Raw genomic sequence first — 21,497 nt, forward strand, 5'->3', positions numbered from 1 at the left:
CGACAGGTGCGTGAGGGAGGCATGGGTCCAGGGGTGAACGGGGGCACGTGCTTCCTGCCATTGTCGTCGCTGTCGGACGGCGGGACCGACACGGGTTGATCGCCGGACGGCGTTTCCCGTTCCCGCTACCCGTGCGGTGGGGCCCCCATGTGTCACGTGTCACCCCCGTACGTGTCATCCCCTGTGCCATGTGCGCACGCAGGCGCCGCGAGCGGGGTGTGCGGCGCGCACACGTGGTGGAGCGCCGTCACCCGTGGTCGCGGCAGTACCCGGTCACCGCAATGGGCCCCGCGAGCAGGGCCGGCCCACCATCCGCACAGGGGAAGGCCCTGCCCGCGCCCTGCGGCTCCGAGGGCCCCTCCCGGCGGTCGTACCCGACCCCGAAAAGCGCCGACGGTACCAGCGCCGAAGGGGCCATGCCGCATATTCCAAGGGAAAACACCAAAGCCCACACCTCGGTCGAGCACACAGCGTAGCTTCGACGTCACGTTCGCGGTACGGCCGTGCGATGGAGGGGGATCCGGCGTGCCCGGAATCGATGAGAGCCTGCTGGAAGCCATACGACTGCCCGGTGCGCGAGGAGCGCTGGTGGTCGACTGGATCAGTGGACTCGCGCTCGGCGCGGTGGGCGAGGCACCGGGCGACGACCCGGAAGCCACGGCGGCGGAGACCGCCGAACTCGCCCGCCTCGCCATGGAGAGCGGCACACTCGCACCGGCCGACGGCGCGGCGTCCGTCCTGTCCGGCAAGGAACCGCCCGTCCAGGACCTGATCCTCACCACCGTCGACGCGTACCACCTGCTCCGGTTCGTGATCACGACCTTCGACAGCACCGTCTTCCTGTACCTGTGGCTCGACCGCAGCGAAGGCAACCTGGCCCTGGCCCGCATCCGGCTGGCCGAGATGGCGGACCGGCTGGTGCTCGGATGACCACCGCGGCAGCCACCGACGGATCGGCGCCCGCCATGCTCGGCAGTCTCGCGGCCGACCGCGCCACCGGGGCCCTCTCCACCGAGTCCGGGGTCTTCTACCTGGCGGCGGGACACGTGGTCCACGTCGAATCCGCGTACAGCCCCGACCTCGGCGATCTGCTCACCCGCAGCGGTGCGCTCCCCGCCGACGGCTGGTGGGAGGCGGTCGAGCGGGCCGGTGCCCGCCACCGCGTCGGCCGTCAGCTCGTGGACAGCGGTCGGCTCACCGCCGGCGCGCTGGAGCTGTGCCACCTGGGCGCGCTCTTCGACGCCGCGTACTTCGCGCTCGCCCAGGACACCGCCGCGCTCCGCTTCAGACCCGAGGCCGCCCACTGGTTCGGCGCGGTCCGCCCCGTCCCGGTGGCGGGCGTGCTGCGCGAGTCGCAGCGCCGCCGCGACCTGCTGGACCGCATCTGGCCCGACCCCGCCGTCGACACCGCCCCGCTCACCCGCTTGCCCGGTGCCGACCCGGCGGACCTGCCACCCCGCCGCGGCCGGACCCTCGCCCGGGTCGACGGCGCCAGCACCGCGGCGCAGATCGCCTCGGCCCTCGCGTGCCGCACCTTCCACACCCTCGTCGAGCTGCGCCGCCTGGCAGCCGACGGACTGATCACCCCCGTACCGCCTCCGCCCGTCGCCTCCGTCCGTCCGGGCACCGGCGCGTCCGGCGATGCGTGGGACGAGCCCGACACGGCACTGCTGCGACGGCTCCTGGACGCCTTGGAGGCCCTGTGATCCGCGCGCGTCGACAGCGTGCCGAAAGGAGACTGCTCATGGCCGTCGAGACCGACGTGCTGGACGAACTGCGTCGGCTCCGTACCCGGATCCCCCGGCTGGCGGGGTCGCTCGCGGCCACCGTCGACGGACTCGTCCTCGCCCACGACGTGCCCGACACCGAGCCGGAGGGCCTGGCCGCGCTGACCGCCGCCGCGCTCGGGGTCGCGTACCGGATGACGGATGCCGCCGCCCGCGGCGAGTTCCGCGAACTGCTGGTGCGCGGCACCCGGGGATACGTGGCGACCTACGCGGCCGGAAGCACCGCGGTGCTCACCCTGCTCGCCGACGACCGGGTCAACGTGGGCCGACTGCATCTGGAGGGCCGGCGCAGCGGTGCGCGGATCGCGGAACTCATCGACACCCGTGTCGGTCCGGACGGTGGCAGGCACGCGGAGCGCGCGGCGCTCGACGTGCACGTCCCGTCGTCCCAGGACGCCGACCGCCGGATCGGCACCCTGCCGGTGCGCACCCCGCAGCGGCCGACACACCAGCCCCGGCCCCAGTCCGGCGGCTGAATCCAGGCTTTTCCCCTCGGCCGGCCCCCGTGACACCACCTGGTGGCCGACCGGAACAACCATCACGACCGAAAGGACACCTCTCATGGCCAACACCGAGACCTCCCTCAAGGACTGCCTCAGCTCCATCGAAGGCGCCACGGCCGCCGCACTCGTCGACTACACCAGCGGCATGGCGCTCGGCACGATCGGCGGTGGCAAGGACTTCAACCTGGAGGTCGCCGCCGCGGGCAACACCGACGTCGTGCGCTCGAAACTGCGCACGATGGAACTTCTGGGGCTGAAGGAAGAGATCGATGACATCCTCATCACCCTGGGCACCCAGTACCACCTGATCCGCCCGATCAAGGGACGCGGCGGCAACGGGCTGTTCCTGTACCTGGTGCTGGACAGCGGCCGCTCCAACCTGGCGATGGCCCGCCACCAGTTGCGCCGGATCGAGAACGATCTGGAGGTCTGAGGCAGGACCGTCGTGGACCGGTCCGGGCCACGACGGATGGGGCCCTTCGCGCGCGGTACGCGAAGGGCCCCACCCGTCGTACGACGCGGTCAGGCCGCTTCGGGGAGCCACAGATCGGGACCGAAGACCTCGTAGCTGATCCGCCGGGCGGGGACGCCCGCGCCCAGGAGCCGGCCGCGCGCCGTACGCATGAACGGCAGCGGGCCGCACAGATACACCGACGCATCCGCCGGGACGTCGATCCCGGTGAGGTCCATCAGGCCGCTGCGCGCCTCGGGCTCCTCGGAGCCCGGCCGTTCGTACCAGAAGACCGCACGGGCGTCCGGCAGTTGCTCCACCAGGGCCCGTACCTCGGTGCGCAGGGCGTGCTCCTCGGGAGAGGGGTCGGCGTGCAGCACCAGGACCCGGCGCGTCGAGCCGGTCGCCGCGAGCCGGGCGAGCATGCCCACCATGGGCGTGCAGCCGATCCCGGCCGAGACCAGCACCAGCGGGGCGTCCGTTTCGTCGAGGGCCACGTCGCCGGCCGGCACGGACAGGGCGAGTTCGTCACCGGCGCGGGTGTGCGCGTGGAGCAGGTCGGAGACCTCTCCGTCCGGTGTCCCCGAGTCCCCGGTGACCCGCTTGACGGTGATGCGCCGGAGGTCGCCGCCGGGGTCCGAGGACAGGCTGTACTGGCGCAGCTGGTGCACCCCGTCGGGCATCCGCAGCCGTACGCTCACGTACTGTCCGGCCCGTGCGCGCGGTGCCGGTTCGCCGTCGGCCGGGCGCAGCACGAACGACACGACGTCGGCGGTCTCCTCGCGCCGTTCGACGACCGTCCACCGCTGCCAGATGTCGCCCGGCGCGACCCCCGCCTCCTGGTAGAGGCGAGCCTCCTGTCCGATGAGGGCGCCTGCCATCAGCCAGTACACCTCGTCCCAGGCCGCGGCCACCTCGGAGGTGACGGCGTCGCCGAGAACCTCCGCTATCGCACCGAACAGGTACTTGTGCACGATCGTGTACTGGTCGTCGGTGACCCCGACCGCGATGTGCTTGTGCGCGATCCGTGCCAGCAGGGCGTCCGGCCGGGTGTCGGGGTCGGCGAGCAGCGCCCGCGCGAAACCGGCGATGGAACCGGCCAGTGCCCGGCGCTGGACCCCGCTGGCCTGATTGCCCCGGTTGAACATGCCGTCCAGGAGTTCGGGGCGGTCGCGGAACATCGCACCGTAGAAACGCGCGGTGATCTCGTCGAGAGCTCCGGCCACGGCGGGAAGGGTGGCCCGGACCACTGCGGCGGATTCTTCGGACAGCATGAGGTCTCCCAACGACATGGCGGGGTACGGGCTTTGGGCCGCCGTTCCGGACCGGCGGCACCTTCTGTATAGCAATCCGACGCGTGTGTTTCCGGAGGTAACCACTGCTCGTGGGGTGCTGCGGGCCCATCGGCCCGGCAGGAGAGGACCTTCGGTCCCGGGCGGCGCCCCGGAAAGGGGGCCGGTCGGCTCGGCCCAGGGACTCATGGGGCGTTGTTCAGGAGCGGGGGCCTTCGCCCGCCACGGGACGGGCGGCGGCCGCGTCGAGCTCCGCCGGCAGGCGGGGGAGGAGTTCGAACACGCCGGTGAGCCGGGTGTGGTGGAGGACCCGCAGCAGACCGGGGCTGCGCGTGATCAGCCGCAGCCGCCCGCCCCGGGACAGGGCCCGCCGGCGCGCACGGCACAGCGCGCGCAGGCCCGAGCAGTCGATGAACGCCACGGCGCGCAGATCGAGCACCAGGTCGGGGAAGGCACCGGAGGTCAGGACGTCCAGGCGCTGGGACAGGGCCGGCGCGGTGAGCAGGTCGAGTTCGCCCCGCGGGGCGACGAGCGTCGTTCCGGCGATCCGTCGCTCGGTCGGCTCCGCCGCGTGCCTGCCGTGGTTTTCGGGCATACCGGCCAGTCAACCCGCAGTGACGAGCCCGCCGGTAGGGCCGCCCGGCCCTACCGCGCGGGCCACAGGCGCCGAACGGCACTGCCCGCCGGTAGGAAACCCGCGTACGGGCGCCGGGCCGGCAACGGTGGGGCGGCGCGGCGGTCCAGTGGTTCGCACCCGTCGGTACCGTGGACGGAGCGGCACCGCGGGGGATCGGTGCCGCTCCCGTCTCCGACGATGGCCCAGCCGTCCGGCGTGCTCCAGATGCCGATGGTCCCCGGCACCCGGACCGACCGGCCCTGCCCGCCCCCGAGGAGCTCCGGAGCCCGTCCGGAGCGTCGGGGGAGTCGACCGGCCGGCCGGAAGGGCGCGGGACCCCGGCGGAGAACAGGTGGCCCGACAGGAATCAGGGCCGATCGGCCCTGGCCGTTCGGCCCTGTATCGAGAAGGATCCTGGTGAGGGACCTCCCGGCGGCCGGCGTCCGGGAGCACCGGGACACGGCGTACGGCCCGGCACACGAGAACAAGGAGCATGTGATGGCGGACAGCGAGCGGCCGGCACCCGACCGGCCCGTCCGGGTCTTCCTGCTGGACGACCACGAGGTGGTCCGCCGCGGAGTGCACGACCTGCTGAACGACGAACCGGACATCACCGTCGTCGGTGAGGCCGCCACCGTCGAGCAGGCACTGGTCCGCGTTCCCGCGCTCCGCCCCGACGTGGCGATCCTCGACGTCCGGCTGCCCGACGGCGACGGGGTGACCGTGTGCCGCGAGCTGCGCTCGACGCTGCCGGATCTGGCCTGCCTGATGCTCACCTCGTTCGACGACGAGGAGGCCCTGCTGGACTCGATCATGGCGGGCGCCTCCGGCTACGTGCTGAAGCAGATCCAGGGCTCGGACCTGGTCACGGCCGTACGGACGGTCGCCTCCGGACAGTCCCTGCTCGACCCGAGCGCCACCACCCGCCTGATGGCCCGGCTGCGGCAGGAACAGGAGCCGGAGGAGGAGCAGGACGCCCTGCCCGGACTGACCGAACGCGAGCGGGAGATCCTCGCCCTGATCGGCGAGGGACTGACCAACCGGCAGATCGGCCAGCGGCTGTATCTGGCGGAGAAGACGGTGAAGAACCACATCTCCCGGCTGCTGGCCAAGCTCGGCGTGGAACGGCGTATCCAGGCCGCCGTGATCGCCACCCAGGCGCAGGACCGGCTGCGGCGCACGGGCCGCTGACGCCCGGTTCGCCGACCGGTGGGAAACGGCCGGGCCGCGCCCGTTAACGTGGACCTGCCGGGGACACGCTGCCGGTGGGGCGAGCGAACGGGAGGACCACGGGTGGAGAGCTCCGAGCGGGACGGGGACCCCCGTCCGCTGCTGCCGCAGATGCGACTGGACGACCTGCTGGAGGAGCTCCAGGCGCGGATCGACGCGGCCCGCGGTACGCGCGACCGGGTGCACAGCCTGCTGGAGGCCGTCCTCGAGGTGGGCCGCGAGCTGGACCTGAAACAGGTCCTGCACAGCATCGTCGACGCCGCGGCGGTGCTGGTGGACGCCGAGTACGCCGCCCTCGGCGTGATCGGCCCCGACGGCAAGCGGCTGTCGGCCTTCCACACGGTCGGCGTCAGCGAGGAGGAGATCGCCCGCATCGGCCACTATCCCGAGGGCCACGGCATCCTCGGGGAGCTGATCCGGCACCCCCATCCGCTGCGGCTGGCGAAGCTGTCCGGGCACCCCGCGTCCTTCGGTTTCCCGGCCCACCATCCGCCGATGAACAGCTTCCTCGGCGTCCCCATCCGGGTCCGCGACCAGATCTTCGGCAACCTGTACCTCACCGAGAAGCGTGCCGGGGCGCAGTTCGACGAGGAGGACGAGTCGGTCCTGTCGACCCTGGCCGTCGCCGCCGGCGTCGCCATCGACAACGCCCGGCTGTACGAGGAGTCCCGGCTGCGGGAGCGGTGGCTGCAGGCGAACACGGAGATCACCCACGCCCTGATGTCCGGCAGCGGCGGAAGCGAGGCCCTGCTGCTGATCGCCGAACGGGCCATGGAGATCACCGGCGCGGCACTCGCCGAGGTGGCGGTGCCGATGGAGGGCACCGCGTCGCTGACCGTGGAACTCGCTCTGGGGCAGGAGGCGGAGGCCCACCGCGGGCTCGTCGTCCCCGTCGACGACAGCCTGCTGGGCCGGGCGTTCACCAGCGCCGCCCCCGTCACCAGCCCGGACGTCTCCTGCGACGAGCGGGTCTCGTCCGAACCACGGCGCTTCGCCGGCCTAGGCCCGGCGGTGGCCGTGCCCGTGGGGTCGGAGGACGGCGTACGGGGCATCGTCCTGCTGGTGCGCGCCGCGGGCCGCGGCGAATTCTCCGAGAAGGAGATCGAGCCGCTGCAGGGCTTCGCCGCGCAGGCCGCCGTGGCCATGGAACTGGCGGAGCGCCGACGCGACGCCGAACAGATCGCGGTGCTCGAGGACCGTGACCGGATCGCCCGGGACCTGCACGACCTGGCGATCCAACGGCTGTTCGCCACCGGGATGACGCTGCAGAGCGCCGGCCGCTTCATCGAGCACAAGGAGGCCGCGGAGCGGGTCTCCCGTGCGGTGGACGACCTGGACGAGACCATCAAGATCATCAGATCGACCATTTTCGGCCTGCGCGCCCACGACGCCGCCTCCGGGACCGGACTGCGGGCCCGCGCCGTGCGGGTGGTCGGCGAGACGGCCCCCGTGCTGGGCTTCGCGCCCAGCGTGCGGATGGAGGGCCTGGTCGACACCCATGTGCCGAAGGAGACCGCCGACCATCTGGTGGCCGTCCTGTCCGAGGCCCTGACCAACATCGCCCGGCACGCGCGCGCCGACCGGGTCGACGTGGCCCTCGAGACCGACGGCCGCGAGGTACGGCTGACCGTCGCCGACAACGGCGTGGGCATCCCGGAGGGCGGCCGCCGCAGCGGACTGCGCAACATGGCCGAGCGCGCCGCGCAACTGGGCGGCGGCCTGGAGATCGACAGCGCCCCGGACCGTGGCACCACCCTGGTGTGGCGGGTGCCCGTGCGGGAGGGCTAGTACTCCCGCACCCGCGCTTCGCCCCGGTGACCCGGAGTACAGGTACGTCCGCCCGGTGTGTGTGTTCCTGTCCCGCACGGGGTACCCCGTGCGGGACCACCGGAGCCCTCCACTGGGCCTCCCGGGGAAGGAGCGCCGACGTGACCGGCTGGATCTGGGAGTACGAGGGATACGATCCCGCCGAGGTGCGCCTTCGGGAGTCGCTGTGCACGCTCGGCAACGGCTTCTTCGCCACCCGGGGGGCGCTGCCGGAATGCGCCGCCGACGACGTGCACTACCCGGGGACGTACGCGGCCGGCTGCTACGACCGGCTCGTCTCCGAGGTGGCCGGGCGGCGCATCGAGAGCGAGGACCTGGTCAATCTGCCCAACTGGCTGCCCCTGCGGTTCCGGCTGCCCGGAGAGCCATGGCTCACCCCCGAGACGGCGACCGTGCTCGACCACCGTGAGACCCTCCGGATCTCCTCGGGACTGCTGGAGCGGCTGACCCGGTACGACCTGGGGGAGGGCCAGGTGCTGAGGGTGCGTCAGGAGCGCCTGGTGCACATGGCCCACCCCCATCTGGCCGCGCTGCGCACCGAGTTCACGGCCGAGGGGTACTCCGGCGCGCTCGAGGTCGAGGCGGCCCTCGACGGCGGCGTCACCAACGCGGGGGTGGCCCGCTACCGGGACCTGGACGGCCGGCATCTGACCCATGTGCACAGTGGCAGCGCGGCGCCGGACACCGTGTGGCTGCACTGCCGCACCCGTACCTCCGACATCCGGATCGCCCTCGCGTCCCGGTTGTTCTCCGAGGCGCCCGTCACCTTCCGCAAGGAGAACCGGCGGGCCGTCCAGCTGACCCGGCTGCACCTGACCGCGGGCCGTACGGCGACCGTGGACAAGAGCGTCGCGCTGTACACCTCGCGCGACCCGGCCATCAGCGACCCCCTGCACGCCGCCGTCGACCGGGTGGGGCGCGTCGCCCGCTTCGCGGATCTGCTGGAAGCCCACCGGACGGCCTGGGGCCAGCTGTGGCGCCGGGGCGAACTGGATGTGCCCGGTGAGGCCGGCGCCATTCTGCGCCTGCACCTCTTCCACGTGCTGCAGACCCTCTCCCCGCACACCGCCGACCTGGATGTCGGCGTACCGGCCCGCGGACTGCACGGCGAGGCCTACCGCGGGCACATCTTCTGGGACGAACTGTTCGTGCTGCCCTACCTCAACCTGCACTTCCCCGAGGTCTCCAGGGCCCTGCTGCACTACCGGCACCGACGCCTCGAGCGGGCCCGCACCGCCGCCCGGGACGCCGGCCGCCGAGGGGCCATGTTCCCCTGGCAGAGCGGCAGCGACGGCCGGGAAGAGGCCCAACAGCTCCACCTCAACCCGCGGTCGGGCCACTGGCTGCCCGACCACTCCCGACTCCAGCACCATGTGGGATCGGCGATCGCGTACAACGTGTGGCAGTACTGCGAGGCCACCGGCGACGCCGAGTTCCTGCACACCAAGGGCGCCGAACTGCTGCTGCAGATCTCCCGCTTCTGGGCGGACGCCGCCGCCTACGATCCGCTCCTGGGCCGGTACCGCATCAAGGGCGTGATGGGTCCCGACGAGTACCACGACGCCTACCCCGACGCCGCCGAGCCCGGACTGGACGACAACGCGTACACCAACGTCACCGCGGCCTGGGTGCTCGCCCACACCCTCGACGTGCTGCGCACCCTGCCCGAGCCCCGCCGGCGGGAACTCGACGAACGCACCGGCCTGGACCGGAGCGAACTCGAGAAGTGGGAGGAGGTCTCCCGAGCCCTGCACGTACCGTTCCACGACGGCGTCATCAGCCAGTTCGAGGGGTACGGAAAGCTCGCCGAGCTCGACTGGCCGGAGTACCGGCGGCGCTACGAGGACATCCGGCGCCTGGACCGGATCCTGGAGGGCGAGGGCGACACCGTCAACCGCTACCGGGCCTCGAAGCAGGCGGACGTCCTGATGCTCGGGTATCTGTTCTCCCCGGCCGAACTGCAGGGCCTCTTCCGTCGGCTGGGGTACGAGCTGGACGAGGCGACCTGGCGGCTGACGGTGGACCACTATCTGCACCGCACCAGCCACGGGTCCACGCTCAGCGGCCTCGTCCACGGCTGGGTGCTGGCCCGGGACCGGCGTGCCGAGGCCTGGACGTTCTGTCAGGAGGCCCTGCGCGGGGACATCGCCGACATCCAGGGCGGCACCACCGGCGAGGGCATCCACCTCGGGGCCATGGCCGGCACGCTCGACCTGGTCCAGCGCGGACTGCCCGGCCTGGAGACGCGCGACGGCGGGCTGCGACTGGACCCGGTGCCCCTGCCGGAGCTGTCCTCCTACGGTTTCACCCTGCGCTACCACGGCCACTGGGGCGTCCGGCTGCGGCTGGAGAGCGGACGCCTGGAGATCACCGTACCGGCGTCGGGCCCCGGGCCCGTCGACGTATGCCTCCCGGACCTTACGGCCCGCCTCCAGCCGGGGGAGACGGGCCATCTGCCCCTGCCGGACTGACGGCCCGGCAGGGAGCGGTCACTTGTGGAACGATATGTACCCGTCGCCGTCCGGGTCGGAGCCGCGCTTGGTGTACGCGTGCACGTCGGCGCGGCTGCCCGTGGGCTTGACGAGGTAGATCGTGTCCTTGTCGTTGTTCCAGATGAAGTTGCAGTTGTTGCGGTAGGCGACGTTGTTCTTGTCGGAGTCGGTGCCGTTGCCGCCGCGCAGCTTCACGTAGTCGCGGGGCTCGAGGTAGTGGTTGGTCCTGAAGACGAACCGGTTGCCGACGGCGTCCTTGACGACGTACCCCTTGAGGTTCACGGTCTTCGTCGACGAGTAGTTCTTGATCGTCAGGTACTCGTGACGGGTGTTGCCCGTGGAGCACTTGTTGGAGTCGGGTCCCGGAGCGTCGTACTGGACGCCGCGGACCTTGAGCGCGGAGTTGTACTCCGCGGCGTGTGCCGGAACGGCCGTCAGTGCGGCCAGGGCCCCCACGGCGACGGTGGTGGCGACGGCAGCGGTGCGTATGCGCATGAACTCATCCCCCCTGCATGACCCTTGCGTGAGGATCATGTGGTTATTCGGTGAAGGATCGGATAGTACACAACCCTGGATGCACTCACACCGGCCGGGTCCCGGACCGGGCGGCCCTCACGGCTCCTGTGGGTACGGACGGACCCCGCAGATATGACGGGCCCCGCAGACACGACGGGTCCTGCGGGTGCGACGGGTCCTGCGGACACGACGGAGCGCCCGCCCGGTCCGTGAGGACCGAACGGGCGCTCGGCGGTACGCCGTCGCGACCGCTGTCAGTTCACGCGCCGCTCTCCCGCAGCATGTCCTCGCGCTCGACGAGCTTCACGCGGTCGCGTCCCTGCGGCTCACCCAGCGCCTTCTCCGCGGCGTCCAGCTTGTACCAGCCGTCCCAGGTGGTGTAGCGGACGGAGTGCTCGGCGAGGAACGCGTCCACGGCCTCGGGCTGGGGCGTCGCGGGCGTCTGCAGGCGTCCGTTCGCGAAGTCGTCCAGCAGGTTCGCCACCGTCTCGTTGGCGTCGCCCTTGGTGTGGCCGATCAGGCCGATGGGGCCGCGCCGGATCCAGCCGGTGACGTACGTGGACGTCAGGTGCTCGCCGTTCTCCTGGAGGACCCGGCCGCCCTCGTCGGGCACGGTGCCGGAGTCGATGTCCCAGGGCAGCTTGGGGAGTTTGTCGGAGAGGTAGCCCACCGCGCGGTAGACCGCGGTGACGTCCCAGTCCTTGAACCGGCCGGTGCCCTTGACGTTGCCGGTGCCGTCGAGCTCGGTGCGCTCGGTGCGCAGGCCGGTCACCTTGCCGTCCTCGCCGAGGATCTCCGACGGCGACTCGAAGAAGTGCAGGAACAGCTTGTGCGGGCGGTCGCCGACATCGCGGATCGCCCACTTCTCCAGCGTCTTCGCGACCATGTCGGCCTGCTTGTTGCCGCGCCGGGTGGCGATCGACCCCTCGTCGTAGTCGATGTCCTCGGGGTCGACGACGACCTCGATGCTGGGGGAGTGGTCCAGCTCCCGCAGCTCCATCGGGCTGAACTTCGCCTGCGCCGGGCCGCGGCGGCCGAAGACGTGGATCTCACGCGCCTTGTTGGCCAGCAGTCCCTCGTGGACGTTCGGCGGGATCTCCGTCGGCAGCAGTTCCTCCGCCGTCTTGGCGAGGATGCGCGCGACGTCGAGGGCGACGTTGCCGACCCCCAGCACGGCGACCTTCTCCGCCTCCAGGGGCCAGGTGCGCGGCACGTCCGGGTGGCCGTCGTACCAGGAGACGAAGTCGGCGGCGCCGTAGGAACCGTCGAGGTCGATGCCCGGGACGGAGGACATCGCCCGGTCGGCGGTCGCGCCGGTGGCGAAGATCACGGCGTCGTAGAACGCGCGCAGATCGTCGAGGTGGATGTCGGTGCCGTAGTCCACGTTGCCGAACAGCCGGATCTGCGGCTTGTCGAGCACCTGGTGCAGGGCCGTGATGATGCCCTTGATCCGCGGGTGGTCGGGAGCGACGCCGTAACGGATCAGACCGAACGGCGCCGGCATGCGCTCGAAGATGTCGATCGAGACACCCGGGTCGGCGGCAACGTCGGACTTGAGCAGGGCGTCGGCGGCGTAGATCCCGGCGGGGCCGGATCCCACGACGGCTACCCGCAGGGGGCGGGGCATGGTCAGGTTCCCTTCGAGCGATGACAAGAGCCTCTCAGGGGATCCTAAACTAAGGCATACCTAACCTGGTACGCGGGTCCGGTCTATGGACTCATAAGCGGGCCTTATGACTTCATGAGCGGATCCCCGGGCAGCCCCGTGGATCACGGGATGGGCTGCTCGGCCCAGATGATCTTACCGGTCGGCAGATACCTGGTGCCCCACCGCTCCGCCAGCTGCGCCACCAGGAACAGGCCGCGTCCGCCCTCGTCGTTCATGGTCGCGTACCGAAGATGGGGCGAGGTGCTGCTGCTGTCGAGGACCTCGCAGATCAGATTGCGGTCGCGCAGCATCCGTACCTCGATGGGGCTACCGCCGTAGCGGATCGCGTTGGTGACCAGCTCGCTCAGGATCAGCTCCGTGGTGAAGATCAGCTCGTCCAGGCCCCAGTCGGACAGCTTCCGTGCGATCGTGGCGCGCACCTCGGCGACCGCCGCCGGGTCGGACGGCACCGGCCACCGCGCGATCCGGTCCTCGGTGAGCGCCTGCGTACGCGCCACGAGCAGGGCGATGTCGTCCCGCGCCCTGGCCGGACTCCGGGACTCCAGCACGGCCCGGCAGGTGTCCTCGGGGGAGTTCCCGGCCTGGGCCAGAGCCTTGCGCAGCAGTTCCAGACCGACGTCGATGTCGTGGTTCCGGTCCTCGACGAGCCCGTCCGTGTACAGGACCAGCCGGCTGCCCTCCGCCAGCTCCAGCTCGGCCGTCTCGAACGGCAGCCCGCCCAGTCCCAGGGGCGGGCCGGCGGGCACGTCCGCGTACTCCACGGTGCCGTCCGGATGGATCAGCGCGGGCGGCGGATGGCCCGCCCGGGCGACGGTGCAGCGCCGGGTGACCGGGTCGTAGACGGCGTACAGACAGGTCGCCCCGGTCACCGGGGCGCTGTGCTCGTCCTCCGTCTCGTCCTGGTCGATGCGGCCGACCAGCTCGTCCAGCAGGCCCAGCAGCTCGTCGGGCGGCAGGTCGAGCGCCGAGAAGTTGTGCACAGCGGTGCGCAGCCGCCCCATGGTGGCCGCCGCGTGCAGCCCGTGCCCGACGACGTCGCCGACCACGAGCGCGACCCGCGCACCGGACAGCGGCAGGACGTCGAACCAGTCGCCGCCGACCCCGGCCTGCGCGGGCAGATAGCGGTAGGCGATCTCCAGGGCGCTCTGCTCGGGCAGGCTGCGCGGCAGCAGACTGCGCTGGAGCGTCACCGCCATGCTGTGCTCGCGCGTGTACCGGCGGGCGTTGTCGATGGACACCGCGGCCCGCGCGACCAGCTCCTCCGCCAGGGCCAGCTCCTCCTCGTCGAACGGCTCGGGCCTCTTGGCGCGCCAGAAGCTGACCACGCCCAGCACCAGGGAACCGGCCCGCAGCGGCACGGTGATCAACGAGTGGATGCCGTACTCCACGATCTGCCCGGAGCGCTCCAGGTCCTGCGCCCGCCACCCCGGAGCCTCGCTCAGCCGGGGCTCGACGAACGAGCGCCCGGAGGCCAGGCTGCGGCCCTGCGGGGACGACCCGACGAACCGGGTCTGGGTACCCACCGGGTACAGAGGGGCGTCCTTGTGGATACCGGCCGACGCCGTGCGGCGCACCGCCCCCGCCACGTCCGGCTCACCGCCGGCCAGCACCGTCTCGAACAGGTCCACCGTGGCGAAGTCCGCGAACCGCGGTACGGCCAGTTCCGTCAGCTCCTCGGCCGTGCGGGCCACGTCCAGGCTGGTCCCGATGCCCACACCGGCGTCGTAGAGCATGTCGAGCCGCTCCCGCGCGGTCTCGGCCCGGCCGGAGAGGGCGCGCAGTTCGGTGGAGTCGCGGACCGTGGCGACGCTGCCGGGCGGGCCCCCGGCACGGTCGGTGGAACGCTGGTTGACCGCCAGCAGTCGGTCGCCGACCCGGTGCACCTCGTCCGTGGCGACCCGCCCCGAGGACAGGAGGTCGGCGGTGACGGGGTCGAGGGAGAGGTCGAGCACGTCGCGGCCCTCCGCGTCCTCGGGCAGGCCGAGCAGCCGGTGCGCCTCGTCGTTGGCGAGGAGCAGGGTGCCGTCGTCGTCGACGATGACCACGCCTTCCCGCACCGAGTGCAGTACGGCGTCGTGGTGCTCGTACATGCGGGTCATCTCGTGCGGGCCCAGGCCGTGGGTCTGCCGCAGCAGACGTCTGCTGATCAGGGCCGCGCCGGTGGTGGCCAGCACGAGTGCGGCGGCCCCCGCGGCCAGGACCAGCGGCAGCTGGTCCTCGGCGACCCCGCCGACGCTCTCGGTCGTGATGCCGGCCGACACGAGACCCACCACGACGCCGTCGGGGTTGTTCACCGGTACCACGGCCTGGACCAGCGGGCCGAGGGTGCCGGTGATCTCCTCGGTCACCGGCCGTCCGGCCAGCGCGGGCTGGAGGGTGCCGACGAACTTCTTGCCGATCCGGTCCGTCCTGGGGTGCGTGTAGCGGATGCCCTCGGTGTTCATGACGACGACGAAGTCGACCTCGGCCTGTTGACGGATGGCCTCCGTGCGCGGCTGGAGGAGGAGGGTGGGGTCGGGGGATTCGAGTGCCTCGACGATGCCCGGCGAGTGGGCCAGGGTCTCCGCCACGGCGAGGGAACGGCTGCGGGCCTCCAGCGTGCTGTCGTGCCGTACTTGCAGCACCAGCGCGACCACGGCGGACACGACCAGCAGCAGCACGATCACGACATGCAGGATGAAGACCTGTCCGGCGACGCTGCGTGCGCTCAGCAAGGACCGGAGCCACTCCGGTGGGCGCCACCGCGGACCACCGCCCCCCTGCCGCTGTTGACGTACGGAGGCTGTGGTGCTGGGCCGCTGGGGCGACCGGGCCGGGGATCGACCCATCAGTCGGACCATGTGCCGAGCTTACCTACAGGCCGAAATCGCGTGCTTTCGGCCGGGCGGGGGACGACGGGGCCGGGAAATGAGCGGGCCGCACCGGGGCGGCCGGCACATGTCGAAAGCGCCGGTTCCCGATCGGCGTGAGGGTGAAGACAGTACGTCCCACGACTTCAGGAGGATCCACCGTGACCGTGACTGCGGACATGGCCGTCTCCCTCGACGGCTACGTGGCCGGAGCCGGTGTCGCTCCCGGCAACCCAGGAGGCGACGGTGCCGAGGCGCTCTTCGGCTGGATGCACGACCTGGCGAGCCGGCGGCAGCGCCAGGGTCTCCCCGGTGGCGAGGAGAACCGCGACTCCGAACTCGTGCGCGAGTGGTTCGATGCCACCGGAGCGGTGGTCATGGGCCGGACGATGTACGAGCTGGGCGAGGAGTTCTGGGGGGGATCCGCCGTTCCGCACCCCGGTCTTCGTGCTCACCCACCGGCCCCGGCCGGCCCCGGTCAAGGAGAGCGGCACCACCTTCACCTTCGTCACCGGCGGCATCCGCGGCGCCCTCGACCGGGCGAAGGCCGCCGCCGGGGACGGGAACGTCGACATCGCGGGTGGGGCGAGCACGGTGCGGCAGTACCTCGGGGAGGGGCTCGTCGACGAGCTGCGGCTGCACGTGGTGCCCGCGCTCCTCGGGACGGGGATGCGGCTCTTCGAGGCGGGGAGCGCCGGGCGGCGGGCCCTCGATGTGGTCAGGGTGGTCGAATCACCCGTCGCCACCCACCTGAAGTACCGCTTCGTGAAGTAGCCCGGAACGGATCGCTTCCCGGTACGGGTGGTCGGCCCGGAACGGCCCTACGGACCGCGCGACCGGTGGTGCGTTACCGGTCGCGCGGCCCGCTCCCCGTGCCACGGGCCCCTTCGGCGCTCGTCCCCCACGGCGCTCGAACGGGGCTCAGTCGGCCAGCGCGCGGGCCAGCTCCGTCGTGGCACGGGCGATCTTGGTGTCCTGGTCGTCCATCAGGCGGCTCAGGTCGCCCCGCCGGGCGCGCACCGCCTGCCGGGCGGCCCGCTCCCAGACGACCGGGTTCTCGCGGTGATTGAGCAGCTTGGGATACGCGGCGGCGGTGCTCTCCCACTGCCGGGCGTCGGCGATGGCCTTGAGCAGCTGGATGATCCCGGCACGACAGGTCACATGCGGCAGCTGCGCCAGCTCCCAGAGGAAGGGGACCGTGGCGGCCGTCGCCTGCTCCACCACGAAGCCGTACTGGCAGATCCGTTTCCGCAGATCCTCCAGGGCCGACCGGGCCGTTTCGGCGTCCCCCCAGGCGATGCCGTTGAGCAGCAGGGGGATGGCCGCCGCGGATCCGGTGGAGTCCTGGATGTCGCGCCACGGCACGCGGGACAGTGACGTGAGCGGTGTCGTACGGGCCATTCCGGTCGGGGACGTGTGGCGCACAGGGCGCTCGCTGCTCGGCTGTTCCGTAGAAGCGCTGCGCATCGCGTGGGGGCCTTTCGCGGCGGTCGTGTCGAGTGGGGGGAGGGTCAGGTGGACGGCCGGGCCGGGCCCGTCCTGCCCGCCGGGGGCATCGGCGCCGGGAGAGCCCCCGTGTCCGGTCTCCCGGTCTGCTGCGGCACCGCGCCGAGCAGGAGGGTCCCGACAGGTGAGGCCGGGAGGCGGCCACCCGTCCGTACGGCGGCGCCGGCGGTCGACAGGTTCACTTGGTGCACAGGTGAGGACACTCCATCTCCCCGATGCGGCGTCAGGACAGGGCGTCAACAAGGGGGTTGACGCTCCGACTATTATCCACGCTGAGAGCGCTCGTGTGCAATTGCACGAGAAATTGCGTGAAGTTTTTTTCGGGGCGGACCGGGGTGGATCGGATGTGATCCGGCTCGGCCCGCCCCGGCGAACGGCCGGGCACCGCCCGGCAGTACACAGGAACAGCAAGGAGGCTGCGGTGCCAGGAGTGCGCAACGGAGTGCGGGCGAGTTCCTTGGACGCCTGCTGGGTCAAGAGCCGGTACAGCAACGCCGAGGGCAACTGCGTCGAGGTGGCACCGCTGGACGACGGGGGCGTGGCGATGCGCAACTCCCGCGATCCCGACGGGCCCGCGCTGGTCTACACGTCGGCGGAACTGGCGGCCTTCCTGGCCGGCGCGAAGGACGGCGAATTCGACCACCTGGTCTGATGCACCCGTGCGGTGCGAACCGGTTGGCGCGATGCGGCAGTCCGGCTCGCTCCGTCGCGGCGACGCGCAGCCGGAGAAGCGCAGCCGGATGAGGCGAAGCGGAGTTCAACTACCCAATTCTGCAAGGCTTCTGTGGGGTGCCTACGCTGCGGCTCGTTGGGATGCGATAGTGTAAACCGCCCTTGTGCCGGTCTGCTGGGAGTCAGGATGTCCGCCGCGTCGCATCGTATCTCCCGTCTGGAACCCTATCTGGAAAGGCCCGAGCCGGCTCCGACCCTGCTGAAGATGCTGGTCGGCGTGCAGTTGGCGGGCTTCCGCGAGGACGCCGGGCTGGCCCAGGACCAGGCGGCGCGCTCCGTCGGCTTCAGTGCGGCGAAGCTGTCCCGCATCGAGTCGGGCAAGGGGCGCCGCCCGCCCACCGAGAGAGACATCCGGGCCCTGCTCGAGCTGTACGGCACCGACGACTACGAGGTCTCGGTGCTGGTCAAACTGCTCCAGCGGGCCGGAGAGCCGGGCTGGTGGCAGAGGTACGACAAGCGGCTGATGCCCGAGTGGTTCGACCGGCTGGTCGGACTGCAGGAGGCCGCCGCCACCATCCGTACCTTCGAGATCCAGTACGTCCCCGGCCTGCTGCAGACCGCCGCCTACACCCGTGCGGTGGTGGAGCGCGGCCTGCCCAACGCACCGGCGGGCGAGGTGCAGCGACGCATCGAACTCCGCATGCGGCGGGCCGAGTTGCTGACGCGGGACGGCGCCCCGCAATTGTGGGCGGTCATCGACGAGTCGGTTCTGCTGCGCGTGCTGGGCAGTGCCGAGGTGATGCGCGAGCAGCTCGCCCACCTCATGCGGATGGCCGAGCGCCCCAACGTCACGCTGCAGATCGTGCCGTTGAGCGTGACGAACGCGTCGGCTCCCGCCATCCCGGTGACGTATCTGCGCTTCGGCGGCCTCGATCTGCCCGACGTGGTCTACCTGGAACACATCAGGAGCGCCAACTTCCTCGAGGACCTCGACGAGACGGAGGAGTACCGGATCGCGCTGGACCGCCTCGCCGACGAGGCGCTGCGGCCCCGTGAATCCCTGCATCTGCTGCGCGCCACGATGCGGGACCGCTACCCGGAGCCGCAGTCCGGGTCGTAGCGCCGGGGGCCGGAACGCCGTACGGACGCCCCTCGCCCGTTCCCGGACCACCGGGAACGGGCGAGGGGCGTCCGCGCGTCCGTGGCCGCGCCTCGGCGGCACACGTGCCGCCGAAAACCTACAGCGGTATCCGGCCCACGCCGCCGAACTCGATCCACTCCTGGGTGAGCTGACGGGGCGCCACCTCGGTGTCCGGACGCCAGGTGGAGACCTCCACCAGGCCCGGCTCCAGGATCTCCAGGCCCTCGAAGTACGAGGCGACGTCGCTCTCCTGCCGCACCCGGCCCCAGTGCCCCTGGGTCGCCCGGTCCATGAAATCGGTGACGGACCTGCGGACCTCGGGGTCCTCGCTGACCAGCTGGCACATCACGAGGAAGCTGCCCGGCGCGAGCCGTTCCCGGACCCGGCGCGCCACGGCGATCGGGCCGTCGGCGTCGCTGTCCGGGATGCAGTGGAACACGCTGTTGAACAGCACGCAGGCCGGCTGCGAGAAGTCGATCAGGCGCTCCGTCTCGGCGTGGTCGAAGATCGCCTCGGTCTCCCGCATGTCGGCCTGTATGACCACCGTGCGCTCGTCCTGCTCCAGCAGTGCGCGCCCGTGCACCAGCACCATCGGGTCGTTGTCGACGTACACCACGTGGGTGGTCGGGTCGATGCGCTGGGCGACCTGGTGGACGTTGTCCTGGGTGGGCAGACCGGAGCCGTGGTCGAGGTACTGCCGGATCCCGTACTCCTGCGTGAGGACCCGGACGACCCGCTGGAGGAAGCGCCGGTTGTTCAGGGCCAGACGGCGCGTACTGGGCACCACCCGGTCGAGCTCCTCCACGGCGGCACGGTCGGCCGCGTAGTTGTCCTTTCCGCCCAGGTAGTAGTCGTACATGCGCGCGGCTGTCGGCACGGTTGCGTCGATCTCGGTGGACAGCTGATTGCCGGTGTGCATCGTTCCCCCTGCGGAGTGCCGCGCCAACTGGACTGGCTGGACAGGGAGTACATCCTAGGGAGCCCCGCGCGAGTCGGACCAGCCCATCGACGAACAAGGCCCTGAAGGAATGGCGGGACCATCGCTGTCATGACCCGGTGTCGCCGGGCGGACGCATTGCGTCAACACCCGCATCGGCGCAAGTGTGACGGTATCGTCGGTTTCGTCCCCGTCGACGCGCGTGGCGGGTGAGGCCGGTCGGCCGACTCAGCCGCTTCCCCGGGAGGGAGCCATGGAGATCATGGACGACTACTACGACCTGGGTACCTACCGCCGCCGCGTGACGACCGCCGTGGATGAGGCCCAACTCTGGTTCGACCGCGGTTTGTTGTGGACCTACGCGTTCAACCACGAGGAAGCGGTCGCCTGCTTCGAGAAGGCTGCCGCGGCCGACCCGGACTGCGCCATGGCCTACTGGGGCATTGCCTATGCCCTCGGCCCCAACTACAACAAGCCCTGGGAGGCCTTCGACGGCGACGACCTCGTCCGCAGCGTCGAACGCGCCCACGCCGCGGTCGAATCGGCGCACGAGAAGGCCGCGGGAGCCACCCCTGTGGAGCGGGCCCTCATCACCGCCCTGCGCGCCCGCTACCCCCAGGGGCGGGTCGTCGAGGACTGCTCGGTGTGGAACGAGCCCTACGCGGACCGCATGCTCGCGGTGTACGAGAGCGCCCCCGACGACCCGGACGTCGCCGTGCTCTGCGCGGACGCCCTGATGAACCTCACTCCCTGGCAGCTGTGGGACCTGAGGACCGGCCGCCCCGCCGCGGGTGCCCGCACCCTGGAGGCCAAGGCCGTACTCGACCGGGCGCTCGCCGGTGACAGCGGTGCCCGGCACCCCGGCGTCGTGCACCTGTACATCCACCTGATGGAGATGTCCCCCACGCCGGAAGCGGCCCTCATGGTCGCCGACCGGCTGCGCGGCGCCGTGCCCGACGCCGGACATCTGCACCACATGCCCTCGCACCTCGAGGTGCTGTGCGGCGACTACCGCCGGGTCGTGTCCGACAACACCCTCGCGATCGCCGCCGACGAGAAGTACCTCGCCCGGGCCGGGGCCATGAACTTCTACACCCTCTACCGTGCCCACAACCACCACTTCAGGATCTACGGTGCCATGTTCGCGGGCCTCTCGAAGATCGCCCTGGACGCCGCCGCGCAGCTCGAAGCCTCCGTCCCCGAGGAACTGCTCAGGGTGCAGAGCCCGCCGATGGCCGACTGGCTCGAGGGCTTCCTGGCGATGCGCTTCCACGTCCTGATCCGCTTCGGCCGCTGGGACGACATCCTGGCGCTGCCGTTCCCCGCCGACCCGGCGTTGTACTGCGCGACCACCGCGATGCTCCACTACGCCCGTGGCGTCGCCCTCTCGGCGACCGGTGACGTCGAGAGGGCCGAGGCCGAGCGGGAGGGCTTCCGCGCCGCGGTGGGCCGGGTGCCCGGGACGCGGATGCTGTTCAACAACACCTGCCAGGACATCCTCGCCATCGCGGCCGCGATGCTGGACGGCGAACTCGCCTACCGCAAGGGCGACTACGACGAGGCGTTCGCCGCACTGGAGCGGTCCGTCGAACTGGACGACAGCCTTCCCTACGACGAGCCCTGGGGCTGGATGCAGCCCACTCGGCACGCGTACGGGGCCCTGCTGCTGGAACAGGGGCGGGTCGACGAGGCGGAGGCGGTCTACCGCGCGGACCTCGGTCTCGACTCCACCCTGCCCCGGCCGCTGCAACACCCGGGAAACGTCTGGGCGTTGCACGGGTTCCACGAGTGCCTGACGCGCACCGGAAGGACGGCGGAGGCCGCGCTCGTGGCCCAACAGCTCAAGGCGGCGGCCGCATGGGCGGACGTACCGATCGAGGCGTCCTGCTTCTGCCGGCTGGACACCCGTGCGACGGCCTCCGGCGCGGACGGGGACACCGGTGGGGACGGGTGCCACTGCGCCTGAGCCGCAGACCCCGGCACGACCGGACGCCCCGGCGCCGGGGCGT

The 21,497-nt window shown here is 71.5% G+C and carries 19 protein-coding genes; 11 read left to right on the forward strand and 8 right to left on the reverse strand.

Annotated elements, in window-relative coordinates; genetic code table 11:
- Positions 1 to 525 precede the first annotated feature (525 nt).
- The 4 genes from AOK11_RS06125 (at position 526) to AOK11_RS06140 (ending at position 2,723) form a co-directional block, all read left to right on the forward strand.
- Entirely contained in the window at positions 526 to 930 is a 405-nt protein-coding gene (locus tag AOK11_RS06125; RefSeq protein WP_055592608.1) for a roadblock/LC7 domain-containing protein, read from the forward strand.
- Complete coding sequence (locus AOK11_RS06130; protein ID WP_055592609.1) at positions 927 to 1,706, forward strand: hypothetical protein; 780 nt, start codon at positions 927 to 929, stop codon at positions 1,704 to 1,706. The genes AOK11_RS06125 and AOK11_RS06130 overlap by 4 nt, the downstream gene beginning before the upstream one ends.
- A gap of 38 nt (positions 1,707 to 1,744) precedes the next feature.
- Entirely contained in the window at positions 1,745 to 2,263 is a 519-nt protein-coding gene (locus AOK11_RS06135; RefSeq protein WP_055592610.1) for a roadblock/LC7 domain-containing protein, read from the forward strand.
- Positions 2,264 to 2,348: 85 nt separating this feature from the next.
- Positions 2,349 to 2,723 (forward strand): roadblock/LC7 domain-containing protein, encoded by a 375-nt coding sequence (locus AOK11_RS06140; protein WP_055592611.1) that lies wholly within the window; start codon positions 2,349 to 2,351, stop codon positions 2,721 to 2,723.
- 89 nt (positions 2,724 to 2,812) lie between these two features.
- Here the strand turns inward: AOK11_RS06140 and AOK11_RS06145 are convergent, their stop codons facing one another.
- Positions 2,813 to 4,015 (reverse strand): globin domain-containing protein, encoded by a 1,203-nt coding sequence (locus AOK11_RS06145; RefSeq protein WP_055592621.1) that lies wholly within the window; start codon positions 4,013 to 4,015, stop codon positions 2,813 to 2,815.
- A gap of 217 nt (positions 4,016 to 4,232) precedes the next feature.
- The gene (locus AOK11_RS06150) at positions 4,233 to 4,628 is read right to left on the reverse strand and encodes an STAS domain-containing protein (RefSeq protein WP_055592612.1); all 396 of its coding nucleotides are present in this window, start codon (positions 4,626 to 4,628) and stop codon (positions 4,233 to 4,235) included.
- 519 nt (positions 4,629 to 5,147) lie between these two features.
- On the opposite strand from AOK11_RS06150, the gene AOK11_RS06155 reads away from it, so the two are divergent.
- From AOK11_RS06155 to AOK11_RS06165, 3 genes are all read left to right on the forward strand, one after another.
- A complete protein-coding gene (locus tag AOK11_RS06155) occupies positions 5,148 to 5,840 on the forward strand; it encodes a response regulator (RefSeq protein WP_055592622.1) in 693 nt (230 codons plus the stop codon).
- 150 nt (positions 5,841 to 5,990) lie between these two features.
- Entirely contained in the window at positions 5,991 to 7,667 is a 1,677-nt protein-coding gene (locus AOK11_RS06160; protein WP_107098508.1) for a sensor histidine kinase, read from the forward strand.
- A gap of 140 nt (positions 7,668 to 7,807) precedes the next feature.
- Entirely contained in the window at positions 7,808 to 10,177 is a 2,370-nt protein-coding gene (locus AOK11_RS06165; RefSeq protein WP_055592614.1) for a glycoside hydrolase family 65 protein, read from the forward strand.
- A gap of 18 nt (positions 10,178 to 10,195) precedes the next feature.
- Here the strand turns inward: AOK11_RS06165 and AOK11_RS06170 are convergent, their stop codons facing one another.
- The 4 genes from AOK11_RS06170 to AOK11_RS44540 all read right to left on the reverse strand — a co-directional run bounded on the left by AOK11_RS06170 (position 10,196) and on the right by AOK11_RS44540 (position 15,687).
- Positions 10,196 to 10,693, reverse strand: a complete 498-nt coding sequence (locus tag AOK11_RS06170) for a lamin tail domain-containing protein (RefSeq protein WP_055592615.1) — start codon at positions 10,691 to 10,693, stop codon at positions 10,196 to 10,198.
- A 280-nt stretch (positions 10,694 to 10,973) separates the two neighbouring features.
- A complete protein-coding gene (locus AOK11_RS06175) occupies positions 10,974 to 12,341 on the reverse strand; it encodes an FAD-dependent oxidoreductase (RefSeq protein WP_055592616.1) in 1,368 nt (455 codons plus the stop codon).
- A 143-nt stretch (positions 12,342 to 12,484) separates the two neighbouring features.
- Positions 12,485 to 15,211 carry a SpoIIE family protein phosphatase gene (locus AOK11_RS06180; protein ID WP_055592623.1) on the reverse strand — a complete coding sequence of 909 codons (2,727 nt, stop codon included), beginning with the start codon at positions 15,209 to 15,211 and terminating at the stop codon, positions 12,485 to 12,487.
- 167 nt (positions 15,212 to 15,378) lie between these two features.
- Positions 15,379 to 15,687, reverse strand: a complete 309-nt coding sequence (locus tag AOK11_RS44540) for a hypothetical protein (RefSeq protein WP_240497238.1) — start codon at positions 15,685 to 15,687, stop codon at positions 15,379 to 15,381.
- Here AOK11_RS44540 and AOK11_RS44545 point away from each other — a divergent pair.
- On the forward strand, positions 15,680 to 16,006 hold the full coding sequence (locus AOK11_RS44545; RefSeq protein ID WP_240497239.1) for a dihydrofolate reductase family protein: 327 nt from the start codon (positions 15,680 to 15,682) through the stop codon (positions 16,004 to 16,006). The genes AOK11_RS44540 and AOK11_RS44545 overlap by 8 nt on opposite strands.
- 147 nt (positions 16,007 to 16,153) lie before the next feature.
- On the opposite strand, the gene AOK11_RS06190 is transcribed toward AOK11_RS44545, so the two are convergent.
- Positions 16,154 to 16,699, reverse strand: coding sequence for a hypothetical protein (locus AOK11_RS06190; RefSeq protein ID WP_206188787.1), 546 nt, complete (start codon positions 16,697 to 16,699; stop codon positions 16,154 to 16,156).
- Positions 16,700 to 17,159: 460 nt separating this feature from the next.
- Between AOK11_RS06190 and AOK11_RS06195 the strand changes: the two genes are divergently transcribed.
- Together AOK11_RS06195 and AOK11_RS06200 are read left to right on the forward strand one after the other, a co-directional pair.
- The gene (locus AOK11_RS06195) at positions 17,160 to 17,390 is read left to right on the forward strand and encodes a DUF397 domain-containing protein (RefSeq protein ID WP_055592618.1); all 231 of its coding nucleotides are present in this window, start codon (positions 17,160 to 17,162) and stop codon (positions 17,388 to 17,390) included.
- Positions 17,391 to 17,597: 207 nt separating this feature from the next.
- A complete protein-coding gene (locus AOK11_RS06200; protein WP_055592619.1) occupies positions 17,598 to 18,530 on the forward strand; it encodes a helix-turn-helix domain-containing protein in 933 nt (310 codons plus the stop codon).
- A gap of 118 nt (positions 18,531 to 18,648) precedes the next feature.
- Here AOK11_RS06200 and AOK11_RS06205 read toward each other — a convergent pair whose 3' ends face one another.
- Positions 18,649 to 19,470 (reverse strand): SAM-dependent methyltransferase, encoded by an 822-nt coding sequence (locus AOK11_RS06205; RefSeq protein ID WP_055592620.1) that lies wholly within the window; start codon positions 19,468 to 19,470, stop codon positions 18,649 to 18,651.
- Between the two features lie 280 nt (positions 19,471 to 19,750).
- Here AOK11_RS06205 and AOK11_RS06210 point away from each other — a divergent pair, with 280 nt between their 5' ends.
- A complete protein-coding gene (locus AOK11_RS06210; protein ID WP_055592624.1) occupies positions 19,751 to 21,454 on the forward strand; it encodes a tetratricopeptide repeat protein in 1,704 nt (567 codons plus the stop codon).
- Positions 21,455 to 21,497: the final 43 nt, after the last annotated feature.

The sequence above is a fragment of the Streptomyces hirsutus genome (assembly GCF_001418415.1).
Lineage (GTDB): Bacteria > Actinomycetota > Actinomycetes > Streptomycetales > Streptomycetaceae > Streptomyces > Streptomyces hirsutus.

What these genes read in the sequence shown, in the direction of transcription:
- AOK11_RS06175 (WP_055592616.1), bottom strand. Translation starts at nt 12,341, where the DNA reads ATGCCCCGCCCCCTGCGGGTAGCCGTCGTGGGATCCGGCCCCGCCGGG.
- AOK11_RS06205 (WP_055592620.1), bottom strand. Translation starts at nt 19,470, where the DNA reads ATGCACACCGGCAATCAGCTGTCCACCGAGATCGACGCAACCGTGCCG.
- AOK11_RS06170 (WP_055592615.1), bottom strand. Translation starts at nt 10,693, where the DNA reads ATGCGCATACGCACCGCTGCCGTCGCCACCACCGTCGCCGTGGGGGCC.
- AOK11_RS06130 (WP_055592609.1), top strand. Translation starts at nt 927, where the DNA reads ATGACCACCGCGGCAGCCACCGACGGATCGGCGCCCGCCATGCTCGGC.
- AOK11_RS06135 (WP_055592610.1), top strand. Translation starts at nt 1,745, where the DNA reads ATGGCCGTCGAGACCGACGTGCTGGACGAACTGCGTCGGCTCCGTACC.
- AOK11_RS06145 (WP_055592621.1), bottom strand. Translation starts at nt 4,015, where the DNA reads ATGCTGTCCGAAGAATCCGCCGCAGTGGTCCGGGCCACCCTTCCCGCC.
- AOK11_RS06200 (WP_055592619.1), top strand. Translation starts at nt 17,598, where the DNA reads ATGTCCGCCGCGTCGCATCGTATCTCCCGTCTGGAACCCTATCTGGAA.
- AOK11_RS06160 (WP_107098508.1), top strand. Translation starts at nt 5,991, where the DNA reads ATGCGACTGGACGACCTGCTGGAGGAGCTCCAGGCGCGGATCGACGCG.
- AOK11_RS06140 (WP_055592611.1), top strand. Translation starts at nt 2,349, where the DNA reads ATGGCCAACACCGAGACCTCCCTCAAGGACTGCCTCAGCTCCATCGAA.
- AOK11_RS06210 (WP_055592624.1), top strand. Translation starts at nt 19,751, where the DNA reads ATGGACGACTACTACGACCTGGGTACCTACCGCCGCCGCGTGACGACC.
- AOK11_RS06150 (WP_055592612.1), bottom strand. Translation starts at nt 4,628, where the DNA reads ATGCCCGAAAACCACGGCAGGCACGCGGCGGAGCCGACCGAGCGACGG.
- AOK11_RS06190 (WP_206188787.1), bottom strand. Translation starts at nt 16,699, where the DNA reads ATGCGCAGCGCTTCTACGGAACAGCCGAGCAGCGAGCGCCCTGTGCGC.
- AOK11_RS06180 (WP_055592623.1), bottom strand. Translation starts at nt 15,211, where the DNA reads ATGGGTCGATCCCCGGCCCGGTCGCCCCAGCGGCCCAGCACCACAGCC.
- AOK11_RS06155 (WP_055592622.1), top strand. Translation starts at nt 5,148, where the DNA reads ATGGCGGACAGCGAGCGGCCGGCACCCGACCGGCCCGTCCGGGTCTTC.